Source organism: Ferruginibacter sp. (assembly GCF_049840995.1).
Taxonomy (GTDB): domain Bacteria; phylum Bacteroidota; class Bacteroidia; order Chitinophagales; family Chitinophagaceae; genus Ferruginibacter.
The window spans coordinates 608924-621091 of the sequence record NZ_JASGIP010000006.1 but is presented as its reverse complement, the minus strand read 5'-3'; the positions used below and the strand labels follow the sequence as shown (position 1 = coordinate 621091).

Annotated in this window: 10 protein-coding genes; all 10 read right to left on the bottom strand. The window is 43.2% G+C overall.

The genetic code is table 11. The annotated features are described in order from the left end of the window. Positions 1–2: 2 nt before the first annotated feature. The 10 genes from QM738_RS17780 to QM738_RS17735 all read right to left on the bottom strand — a co-directional run bounded on the left by QM738_RS17780 (position 3) and on the right by QM738_RS17735 (position 12154). A complete protein-coding gene (locus QM738_RS17780) occupies positions 3–2579 on the bottom strand; it encodes a circularly permuted type 2 ATP-grasp protein (RefSeq protein WP_462278076.1) in 2577 nt (858 codons plus the stop codon). A 152-nt stretch (positions 2580–2731) separates the two neighbouring features. Continuing rightward, positions 2732–3127 carry an SET domain-containing protein-lysine N-methyltransferase gene (locus QM738_RS17775; RefSeq protein WP_462278075.1) on the bottom strand — a complete coding sequence of 132 codons (396 nt, stop codon included), beginning with the start codon at positions 3125–3127 and terminating at the stop codon, positions 2732–2734. Next, positions 3124–3537: an SET domain-containing protein gene (locus QM738_RS17770; protein ID WP_462278074.1), complete on the bottom strand. Its 414-nt coding sequence runs from the start codon at positions 3535–3537 to the stop codon at positions 3124–3126. The genes QM738_RS17775 and QM738_RS17770 overlap by 4 nt, the downstream gene beginning before the upstream one ends. Beyond that, the gene (locus QM738_RS17765) at positions 3537–3794 is read right to left on the bottom strand and encodes a hypothetical protein (RefSeq protein WP_462278073.1); all 258 of its coding nucleotides are present in this window, start codon (positions 3792–3794) and stop codon (positions 3537–3539) included. The genes QM738_RS17770 and QM738_RS17765 overlap by 1 nt, the downstream gene beginning before the upstream one ends. A 30-nt stretch (positions 3795–3824) precedes the next feature. Then, complete coding sequence (locus tag QM738_RS17760; RefSeq protein ID WP_462278072.1) at positions 3825–4340, bottom strand: type VI secretion system tube protein Hcp; 516 nt, start codon at positions 4338–4340, stop codon at positions 3825–3827. 28 nt (positions 4341–4368) lie between these two features. Further along, on the bottom strand, positions 4369–5757 hold the full coding sequence (locus QM738_RS17755; protein ID WP_462278071.1) for a hypothetical protein: 1389 nt from the start codon (positions 5755–5757) through the stop codon (positions 4369–4371). 121 nt (positions 5758–5878) lie between these two features. Then, positions 5879–7246, bottom strand: a complete 1368-nt coding sequence (locus tag QM738_RS17750) for a hypothetical protein (RefSeq protein ID WP_462278070.1) — start codon at positions 7244–7246, stop codon at positions 5879–5881. A gap of 23 nt (positions 7247–7269) precedes the next feature. Beyond that, positions 7270–8247: a hypothetical protein gene (locus tag QM738_RS17745; protein WP_462278069.1), complete on the bottom strand. Its 978-nt coding sequence runs from the start codon at positions 8245–8247 to the stop codon at positions 7270–7272. A gap of 112 nt (positions 8248–8359) precedes the next feature. Next, positions 8360–10201 carry a hypothetical protein gene (locus QM738_RS17740; protein WP_462278068.1) on the bottom strand — a complete coding sequence of 614 codons (1842 nt, stop codon included), beginning with the start codon at positions 10199–10201 and terminating at the stop codon, positions 8360–8362. Next, the gene (locus tag QM738_RS17735) at positions 10202–12154 is read right to left on the bottom strand and encodes a hypothetical protein (RefSeq protein ID WP_462278067.1); all 1953 of its coding nucleotides are present in this window, start codon (positions 12152–12154) and stop codon (positions 10202–10204) included. Positions 12155–12168 lie beyond the last annotated feature (14 nt).

Below are 12168 nucleotides of genomic sequence, written 5' to 3'. Positions count from 1 at the left end.
TTTTATAAAAGATGTGCGGTAAATAATTGTTTCTGCACCTGGCTATGTGTAAAATAAGTTTTGGATACCAGTGCAGCCGTATTGATGATTAATGTTTCAAGTTTATTTAAAAAATCGTGCAAAGCTTTGTACTCTTTTGTTTGACGGTCGTGCTGTGCAAGGGTAGCACCGTTCACCAGTTTCAATAAGGTATCGGCTTCCAGCACCAGGCGTTCCTGTTCGCTCAAAGTATTGTCGTTATTGGTTTTGGGCAGTTCGCCGATATAGCGTTTGATCCTGCTTACCAGGTAAGCCAGCGATTTAGGATAGTTCATATCCAGCATCAACAGCTCCAGTACCAGATGCAATTGTAAATGATCGCGGTAAGTATAGCGGTAGGTAATTAAACTTTGCGTGGCAATCATTACAGATTCCAACAGATCATATTCCACCTGTTCTTCCTGTTTTTCAAAAAAAGCATTTCTTAAAAGTGATATGATGTATAAGGACTGTTCGATCTTCCTGCCCATGTCCAGTATATTCCAGCCCTGTTCCCTGCGCACACTTTCACGGTTCATACCTAAAAAAGCAAACATGGATGTGTTGAGTGCATCAATGGTGCTGATCTTTTTTAAATGTTCCACCGGCGGATTTTGTTCTGCCTTTGCCCATTGTTCTTCCATGGCCAGTAAAACCCTCCAGGTATCTATTGCCCAAAAATTTCGCACACTGTATACGGCATTTTTCAGCAGCATTAAATTATAACCCAGGCTGCCGTTTCTTTTACTGTTGTATAAAGTATCCGTAAGTTCTATCCAGGGATTTTTAAAAAGCGCTTTTTGTTTTTTATCATCTTCCTCAATAAAACCGGGGAATGTATAAGTACATGCCGTGAGTATCTGTAATAATAATTCTTCAGCAATTTTATTTTCACCACTCAAAGGTGTTTTATTCTTCAGCAGCCACTGCATTACGGTGCGTTGCAGGCGGGCATTGTAGATCACCCTTTCGGTATAGCGGCCCACCCAAAAAAGATTTTCGGCAGTATGGCTCGGCAACGCCCTTTTTTGCGGAGCATACGCCAACGGTTCTGTTTTTAACTGCAGCATTACGGGTTGCTCGGATTCATCGGCACCGGCAATTACCCAGGTGTCTTTACTGATACCACCCAGCTGGTTGCTGATCACAAAATTATCATCGGCGCTACTGGTTCGTGTAAGCCCTCCCGGCATAGCGATATAACTTCCGTTGTGGCTTACTAAAAAATTCCTGAAGAGTGAATGACTGGGTTTTATTTCGCCATCCACCCAGGAAGGAGTGTAGGTAAAATTGATCTTTTCCTGCCCGGTGTATAAATGTGGATTGGCTTTGATGGTGGCGATCAGTTCCGACTTTTGTTTTTCGTTCAGTGCAGCGCCATCGATGGTAGCACGGGTACCCGCTTCGTTGCGGAATATGCGCCTGATCACAAGGTATTCCAGGTTCTCTATTACGTATTGTAATTCTTTCGGCTGACCGCACCACCAGGTAGCGATGGAAGGCAACAATAATTCTTTGTTCCAGAAATATTTTGCAATGGCGGGTAAAAATGGTACCAGCCCGGCATTTTCCACAATGCTGCTGCCAAGCGGGTTGGCAATGGCAACGTTTCCTTTCCGCACCACCTGTACCAGCCCGGCAACGCCCAGCAGGGAATCACTTTTTAATTCGAGCGGGTCGCAATAATTATCGTCTAGGCGTCGCAGTATGACGTCAATTTTTTCCAGGCCCTCAATGGTCTTTAACCATACAAAATTATCTTTTACAATAAGATCGCTGCCCTGCACCAGTGTATGGCCAAGATAAGCGGCGAGATAAGAGTGCTCAAAATAAGTTTCATTATCCGGGCCCGGTGTAAGGATCACGATCCGGGGATTTTCTGTTTTGTGTGGCGCAATGGTGGTGAGCGCTGCCTGCAGGGCATCAAAATAAGGAGATAACCTTTTTACCTGCAGGTTGCTGAAAAATTCCGGCAACACGGTTGACATGGCATGGCGGTTTTCCAGCGTGTACCCGCTACCGGAAGGTGCCTGTGTACGGTCGCTGATCACCCATATACGGCCATCACTGCCACGGGCCATATCTGCTGCATATAAAATAAGGTGCTGCATACCCGGTAACTGTATGTTTACGCAGTTGCGTAAAAAACCCGGGTGCAGGTAAATCAATTCCTGTGGTATGATGCCATCTTTTATCAATTGCTGTTCGCCGTAAATATCTTTCAGTATCAGGTTGAACAGTTCTGCACGCTGTATGAGGCCGGCATTAATGGTCTCCCATTCTTTTGCAGCAATGATATGGGGAATAGGATCGAGTTCCCATGCACGGCTCTGGCCGGATGGATCGTTGTAAATATTATAGGCTACACCATTTTCTTTTAACAGTCGCAGGATATCATTATTGCGGCTCTGGATCTCATCGGTACCCGTTTTTACCAGCGACGATAGAAATGTCTGCCATTCGGGTAAAAGCGTGTTGTCGGCAGCGAGTATTTCGTTATATATACTAAGGTCAGGGATATATTGTTGCAGCAGTGAATTCGTGGTGGGTTGACCGGCCATACAGTTGGTAATGCGTTGAGGGATAAAGTTACGGAATTAGGGGGAAATGGGCACGCAGAGGTGCAGAGGATGCAGGGGAAATGGCACGCAGAGAGGCAGAGGACGCAGAGAAGAGAATTCGTGTAACCTGTCTGCCGATAGGCAGGTTCGTTCTAATTCGTGTAATGAATATTCCTGGACTCAAACCATTCTTTAAAATCCTTACCATGTTCACCACCATAGTTGATACAGATCTCGGTATTGGGAGGAAGATCCTGCAATGCATAAAAGCTGATCGTCTTTTGTTCCCTGTTCAATACATAAGCGGCGTTGGAATAAATAGCGTGATTGTACAATGAACCAAAACCCAGGGCCAGTGCAAGGGTCTTTTCTTCTTTATTGAAATTGAAAAAATAATCAGAAAGGTGCGAAGACAATAATGTATCTGTATCTTCTGTAGGTAATACGATCAGCTGACAGATCTCAAAGGTCTCGTCTTTTCGGATGAGCTGGTTGCAAAATACGCCGCGACCTTTTCCTTTGATATTTTTAATGAATAGTTTTTTCATGCCGGTGGAAAATAAACAGCACTGTTATCATCCGGTGCGCCGTTGTAGTTTAAAGTGATCTCATCATCAACATTAATATTTTTACAGGCTTTTACAGTAATGGTTCTTTCTTTTAAGGAAATACTGTACACTGCATTGGCAGCATAGGAATGATTGTACAGGGAACTGTTGCCCAATCCCAATGCTACAGGTGTTTTTTCATCTGCCACAACAAAATAATAACTAAACAGGGTGGTGTATTGTAAAAAATCACGCTCGGCTTTATCTAATAGAATTACCGGGGCTGTTTCAATAACAGCCCCGGCTTTAAATTTTTTACCTGCAAACACACCTTTACCATGCAGGGCGCTTTCTTTTACTGTAATATCCCCTGCCTGGTAAATTTTGCCTTTGTTGAATAACTGCAGCATTAATCTTTGTGTGGTTTGGCAACCGGGGCTTGCTTATACGTTGCAGGGGCTTCTTTTTTGATCTGGTCGAACTTGATGGCCTTGTTGGTTTGCTTAATGGTTGTGCCCGGTTTTGCCACTGCTGTGGAGTCGAGCGAAACAGGTTTGGGCAATGTTGGTTTTACCGTTTCTTTTTTTACTACCGGTGCAGGATTGTTTTGTGCCTTTGCACCCACAATCACCAGCAACGAACTGAAGAGCGCTACTACTTTTTTCATTTGATTGTTTTTTTATGGTGAAGATAATTATTAAAAACCGGTCCATTCCTTCCCTGTGGAAGCATCAAAACCAAATTTCCTGGATACTGACTGTACACCGGTTTTGCCATATTCATAATAGGTCCAGCCAATGCGGGTGGCAGTAATACTGGTTGCAGTGGTCGTTGTGCTGTTGCATCCCATCGATTCGCTGCAGGTATTTACTTTGATGCCTTCCATTTTAATGGTGTACATCAGCAGTTGTCTGCCGCTAGCGGGATCCACCTGTGTTACAGATACCATTCCGCTTTGCAGGGTTTCATTATTGGTCATCGCTTTTTTAAGATCGGCAGATGCACCGGTAATGGGCATCGTAAAATTGGTCTGCACATTATTTCTGCCGGCGGAACCAATGGTTAAAGCTGCAATTGATTTTTCAAAACCTTTGATGGTAACATCACCAACAATAGCCTTCCCGGTTGCATCGGTGAATTTAATGTATACATCCTGCCGCTGGGCAAAACCAATAACAGGCAATAACAATAATAAGAACAATAACTTTTGCATTAATTTGATTTTATGGTTAAAGAATATTTTATTTAGCAAGGCCGTAACCGGTAAATACACCTGAGCCCGGGAATTTAGCATCATTCATCCACAACATCCTGGCTCCTTTGATGCAGGTGAAATAAGCATCGTACAATTTGGGCTTGCCTTCAATGTCTGAACAACTGATCTGCCAGTTGTTGGGCACTGAAAATTTTCCATCAGATTTTACATGAATGAATTTTGAATTGCCCACCATACCGTTTACCACCATGATATCCCATTTGTAAGTATTGCCTGCACCAAAAACAAATGTTTGTGCGGATTGATTGACATGCATGCCTGCATAATTGCCCGTATATACATTGTACAATTGCTGTATGCCGGTAAAATCGCTGGTCCATTTGCCTTTAAGATCTTTAGCCCCCACTGCAAATTTGTTATAGCTGGCCATTTTTGCCATTGGCTTCATCAGATCGCTCTCGCTGTCCCAACGGATGGTTTCGGGATCGAATTTATAAGCATTGATAAAACTGTTTTTATCAGGTGATACAAATTCTATCCAGCCGCTGCCTCCCTGCCGGAATAAAACAAGGAACACTTCTTTGCCGGTGCTGTTATCTGTTGCAGATGCCATGCCGATGTAAGGCCTTTCGTACGTATTGATATAAGTTGTTTTGAAGTTTTTTAAATTGCTGTAACGGGGCGCCACCAGTATATTCCATGCGGCAGTGGTAAGCGGCCCGGGATCGGCAGGAAAAACGGTGCCTTCTTTTGGATAATGTAATAACACTTTCATATTGGCCTTGGTTACTTCCACCCAGTCTTCCTGTACTGTACTCGTCCAGCCATCATCAAAATTGCTGCTGTTGAATGTATAACCGGTGCTGATGGCTGCTTTGGGAACATCTGTATTTACAGGAGACGAAGCATTACCGGTATTGGTATTTACATCAGGCTTGGAAAGATCAACAGACCCGATAAAATCCTGCACCTGCTGCAGGTATGCCTGGCTGTTAGTAATGGCAACAATGCTTACACAACGGTTATACCCGCTTAATGTAGTAAGCATGGCGATGGCATTGGCATTATTGAAAGTGAATTTGGAACCGCCGGCTTTTATCTTCCAGCCATCCGCTTCCTGCACATCATTGGCAGCAGGAGGATCGGAAGGTTTGTAAGGCTTTACGATCAGTTCCTGCCATTCACTATCAAAATCTGCTTCTATGCTACCTTTACTGATAGTGCTTTTTACTACCGCCACCTGGCACCAGGTATTATTCTTTTTATCCGTCGTGGTGTAACTCACCAGGTTTTCCCGAAGGTCTTTTGCCCATGTAGCCGGCGCTGTATAGCTTACGATATCAAATGTTTCTTTTTGTGCCATTGCCACTGCCACATTTATTGAAAATACCAGGATGATGAATATTTTTTTCATGTTATTATTGTTTGCTGAGAATGCTATTATCTTTCTACACCCTGCAGATAATTAATTTTCGTTTGTAAAAATGGGTATTACTGGGAATAATAGCAATCCTGTAAAAAGATGATTTTATTGCTTATTTGGTTTTAACCAGCCGGTATTCCATACCACCCGACCGCAGGCATAATACCCTGCCGCCATTAATGGCTTCAAACCAGGCGTCAAAATTATCTGTCTTGCCCTCCCAGCGGTTGGTGGCTACTACATTCCAGTTGGTTACAGTGTACTTGCCTTTGTACTCCTGCTGAAATGTGTTCATACTGCCCACCGTGCCGGTGGCACCATTGTGTGTGCTGCTGTAGTTACCACCGCCGTTAAAACGGAATATGGCGCTGGTGGCAGCAACGGTCATTCCTGCATAGGATTCATAACCGGATGGTGCTGTGTAATACCATTGCATAGTTGATGTACCGCCTTTTTCCCACTGGCCAAGGATATCATTGGCAGCTACTGCAAATTTGTTGTAGCGGTCCATCGAAGCAAGGTCGCTGGTATATTTTCCGTTGGCGTTGGGAAATTGCTGGCGGAATGTTGCTTCATCTGCTGTAGAAGCAATGGTGAGATAAGCTGTATTGGGCGCTACGCTTAAACGCATGGCGATGAATTTTCTTTCACCAGTTTGTTTATCGGTGCCCCATCCTTCCACGTAGTCGGGTTGGGATGATGTCAATACTTCACCGGCATCATTGTATTGCTTGATTTGTATGTTGAAATATTTAGGCACATAGGTGTCCCAGTAATAATCCCGGTCCCTTACACCCGTTCCGGAAAATTGCGAAGCATTATACGGTAACGCATATACGAGTAATACATTTACGCCAGCTTTGCTTACCAGTACGCCATCGTTCTGTATCACGCTGGTCCAGCCATCATCAAAATTGGTGGTGGAAAAACTAAAGCCGCTTTGTTGTACAGCCTGGTTATTGACAGGAGTACTATTTTGTTGTTGCTGAACTGCCTGGTTATCAATTTGAGGTGGCGCTGGCTGCTGCACAGTTTGCTGCTGATCCTGCTGTACCGGTGTATTATTCCCAGTTTCAGGCGCTGCATTGCTTTCGCCAAAATATAATTCAAACTGGTTCTTACCTGCGGAACAATAGGCCAGTATGGAACGGCTGTCTTTTTGCAGCCAGTAATATTTATTATCGGTTGGCGACACAGTGGATGTCCATCCTGCGTTGCTGAATAAGGCATTCAGCGAATCCATCGTGAACAACTGGGGCAGGTACAACACTTCGATCTTGTTTACTGCTGCACCAGTTTTTTTTGCTTCCATCTGCAATAAAGCTTTGGCCGACATTTCGATGAGTAGCCTGCCGTCTTTCTTAGAACCTTCGGGTAATGTTAAACCCGTTACAGATGATTGCGATACCGGCACCAGTTTTTTTTGTGCACTGGCTGCGGATGCCAGTACAAAAGCTGCAATGGTTATAAACAATTTCATAAAATGGTTATTAAAATGAGGAGTTATTTTTCTTCGCAGATGCTCCAGCGGATATTGGTGCAATCGGAGTAGCACCAGCTGCCTGCCAGCAGGTATACCATGGTATTGGCACTTCCTTTAATGATGGACCTGCTTACGTCAGCTTTCTCTATCACATATTCTTCGCTGATGGATTTGGTAACCGTTTTGTTCGCGGCGAATAGCACGGGCGCCATCACGAAAATGTATTCATTGGATTGATAGGTACTCACCCTTGTTTCTGAAAAGCCAAAACCCAGTGCAAATGCTACAGCTTCCTGTTTCAGGTCGAAACTTTTTCTTACCCGCAGCTTCCTGCTGTCTGCAGGCAATGTGCCCGGTATACTGATATTATTTTTTAAACTGCCATACAAGCTATTGCCCCCCACTACAGCACCCCATGAGTTTACTTTTAAATAGCAGTTGCCATAACTGCCCGCACCTGATGCAATTAATTTTCCATCACCGGTAATTTCGCCGGCTGCAATGCTGCATACATCAATACATTTATTTTCCGGTGAAGGGGCCGGCGCCGGTGGAGGAGCAGGATTGCTGTTGCTGGAACTGTTATAAGAAAAATTCAGGTATTGCTGAAACGTGATCTTCTCGGCCATAGCAGCAGGGAATGCAGCACGTATCTGTGCCTGGTAAGCTTTTTCATCCACTTTCATATTACTCCATACATTCTTGAAAAAGGCTGCATATTTTTCCATTACCTGGCTGGTGGCTTTACTTTTTTCAGCACCGGGTTTCATTTTGTTCAATGCTTCCACATCGCTTTGGTAAGCTTTATAAGTACCTGTTGCATCGTCTCTGAATAATTTATCTGCTGCATCACGTAAAGGTTTAACGATCGCCATTATTTTATCAGTGGTCTGTTTGGAAACCGTTTCCAGCGTTTTTTGCGCCTGCAAATGAAAAGACAGCAGCATAATTACAGCAGTCACGAAATATTTTATACAAGGAGTGGCATTCTTTTTCATATTCATTTTTGTTAAGAAGTAAAAAGAGATTGTTTTAATACCGTAAAGATGCTCACTGCAACAGAGGATCGCAATCCCGTAAAAACAGGATTTTGAAAACCTTAACGAAAGATCACAGTTTGGATATTTTGATATTGCCGATATACACTTTAATATGTTCCGAATCATCGGTGGTATTGGTCCAGAATATATTATTGATAAGAGTGCCCTGCGGTAAGCCGCACGTTTTACAAGCGCCGCCGTACAACAATTTAAAAGAGGCTGTATTACTGATCTCTTTATTGTTTACAAAAATGGACAGGTTGCTGTTCTTTACTTTTACAGCAACATGTATGCGGGTCTTCTTATCGGTAAATTCCTTCAGCGGTTTGTTGTCGTAGATCCCTTCCGAAAAATTCTCTTCATTCGTTTTGGGGTAGGAATTTATTTTCACCCTTATTTCACCGCGGTAATTGTTATTGTTGTAATCCGATTCATTGCCGGGTGTAATATTGATCTCCACCTTGCTGCCATCTCCCTTATTGGATTCATTGCCATCTACAAATGCTTTTCTCGAATTAAGTGTCAGCCTTACAGCGCCACCGGTACGGGTGCTATAACCACCATCAGTCACTACATCATACTCCAGCATAAAATTTTCAGGCAATGGTTTTTTTAACAGGGTGGGAGAGATGGGTGTGTTATACCCCAATTGCAGCCACTTGCCGCTTTCTCCATTTACATTAACAACAGTGCAATGCTGCGCAAAAGTGCGGAAGAACCAATCAGGCGCTGCTTGCCCAACAGTAGCCGAAGAAAAATCTTCCATAAAATGAACGCCTGCCGGCAGGTTGGCTTTGATCACTGCATTATTATCGGCCTTGCCCTTGCTGCGGTAAGCGGCGAGCCTTGCATTGAGCTGCTCTTCGTTAGAAGGCTTGTAAGGGATATTTTTTATTATTTCCGGGCTGAAAAAATAATTGTAGATGTACTCATAATTTAAATTCTGCGTGATAGCGGTGTACATTTCGTATAGCTGGTTGCCATCTTCTTTTGTTTCGTAAGGCAGCCATACAGTGACCCATTGAGGTTCTGCCGCTTTCATTTTTTGTAATACATCGCCGGTAATTTTATACACCGGGTAATAATGTTTCCAGTTCTTATCATTTACAGAAAGCTCGAAAGGATCAGTAAAATCAAAACTGTGAATTGTTGGCTGCATATCCCTGATATTGGCAGGTTCGTCAAAAGAGTTTTTATATTTCTCTTTTAGTTTGGCAATATTGGTCCGTACTCTTTCAATATTTTTTTTATCATAATCATTGGCAGTGGCATATTGCTTACTGATGGCATCATCAGCAAGCTGCAGCAATTCGCCCCTGGTTACAGGTATAAACGGTAATTTATTATTGGGCGCCAGCATCACGCTTTGCATTTCATTACGTACCGTGATGAATTTTGATGCATTGGGATGAATACCTGCGGGCCTTTTTTCCGGCTTGGGCACACCCCCGGCGGGATCATAGCCATCCATCTGCCAGGTAAAAAGAAACAGGTCGGGCCTGTTGATAAAATCAAAAGGATAGGAGCCGGGTATCAGGTTTGCCGAAATATAGAATTTGGTATTCTCTTCGGGGATAGGTCTGAAATTGCCTTTGGGATCTGTCCATCTTTTATCATGACTTACATTCCAAACCAGGAATTTTACACCAAAACCATTTGTTCCCATATAGCGGGTAAGAGTGCCCAGCCCACCTACAGGGGTGTAACTTTTCTTCATCCATTCCACCATATTGTTGATGTGGATCTCTTTCTTTTTTCCTATGGCATCAGCGGGACTTTTCCATTCCCGGTCGTAATGGTTGTCGCTCCACCAGCCTATAACGCTGTCCTGTATACGCTGTTCGGGCGAGAGCTGGCAAAAAGCTATACTGCTGCTGCAAAGCAAGGCAGTAGTTAAAAACATTTTTCTCATCTATTCTTTCGTGATTTTAATATTACTGATATAAATATGTACTTCGTTCGATTTGCCGTCGGGGCTCCAGTTTTGCGTATAATTAGTAAAATAAAGATTACGGAACTGGGTGCCGGCAGGTAATCCTTTGCAGGCGCAGTCTTTGCAGTAATCCTTTTTAAAATCTTTGGATACGGCAACTTCTTTATTATTGATCAAAAGAGTGGCCATACCATTATTTACTTTTATTGAAACATGCAGCATCGTTTTTTTATTGGTGAACTCCCGCAGATCATAGGTGGAATAAAATGCACCTTCGTAATTATTGACTGTGGAGTTGATCTTTATTTCGGCGCTGCCCCTGTAGTTATTGTTGTTGTAATCTGCTTCGTTGCCGGCTTCTATCCTTGCCGAAAGTTCGGTGCCTTTACTATTAGCAACAGTTAAACCTTCTGAAGTAGTAGGATAGGAACTTAAACTAATGCCGAGGGCCCCGCCGGTCCTTGCAGTGAATTCATCTGTTGCCATATCAAACGACAGGGTGAAATTTTCCGGCAAAGGTTTTTTTAAAGCGATAGCAGGAGATAAAGTATTGCCTTTGCCGGGCTGTACCCATTTGCCCGTTCTGCCTTTTAACTCCACCACAGTTGCAGGATTGGCTTTAGAATCGCTCCAACCCGCCGGCCTGTCGCCAACCGCATTAGCAGAAAAATCATCCACAAAGAAAGTGCCTTGTGGTAATGTTTTGTTATCGGCAAAAGTGTAATGCTTTTTCAACCTTTGCAGCTGCTCCCTTTGTTCATCGGCATTGGAGGGTGTGTAAGCAATGCCTTTCACTTTTTCCGGGTCAAAAAAGTAATTGTACACATAATCGTAATTAAAATAGCGCAGCATTGCTTTGTGCACTTCATAGGCTTTTACTCTTGTACCTTTTTTTTGCAGGGGCCATGTAATTTCCACCCAAAGCGGTTTATCTTTTTTGCTGTTCTCAATAGCTTCTTTTGTATACCGGTAAACGGGATAACCCGGTATATCCTGGTACCACTCTTCTACAAAAAGCGTGGTATTGTTATTTACAAAATCAGCAAAAGAAGGACCTGCCCAGCCATACAGCACCGCAGGTTCATTCAACCTGTTCTTATATTTTTCTTTTAATGCATTGAGATTTTTCATGCACTGCGGATATTGTTTTTCATCCAGGTCTTTTATTACACCTGCATAGTAAGATGGATCATTGGATGACATATGCCTTGCTTCGCTCTTTTTTTCTTCCAGTTCTCTTTGTATACCTTTTTCGCAAAGTGCCAATACTTCGCCTTTGGTCAATTGTACAATAGGCAGTTTGTTACCGGGTATCAGTACCACCGTTACCCAGCTTTGCGAAAGAAAATACACCATGTATTTTGAGAACCGGCTGTCATCATGCAATCCAAATTCTTTAGTGGCGTCTATAACAGGCTTGCTGGTAAAAGTGCTGGCGTAATTATCTCTTGCCATGGTAAAATAAAAACCATCCTGTGAACTGAGTAATGCAGCATTATTGATACCTGCCAGTGTGTTGGTATAAATGAAAACATCATTGTGATCTTCATTCGATATCATTTCATATTTGCCCGTACGGCTGTTTTGCTGCATACCATAGATCAAAGCGGTAGAACCAATACTTTGCGGCATGGGATATTTATTTTGCCTTGATGTAAAATCTCTTTGGTAAATATCTCCAAAGCCACCAATGGGCACATAACTGCGTTGCATCCATGCAGTGAACGAATCCCTGATCGATTGCTGGTAAGGCGAAAATGTTTGACCATCTACAGTAAGCGGTTTATATTGTTTGCCTTTAAAACTATACACGGTCTTCCAGCCGATCACGCTGTCTTCCAGCCGTAGCCTGTCGGAAGGTTGGGCCATTACACTGGCCCCGAAAAAAAAGAGGAGTATAACAGCAAGAAGAAACCTGGTTAAATTTTTCATAGCCCTGAATAATT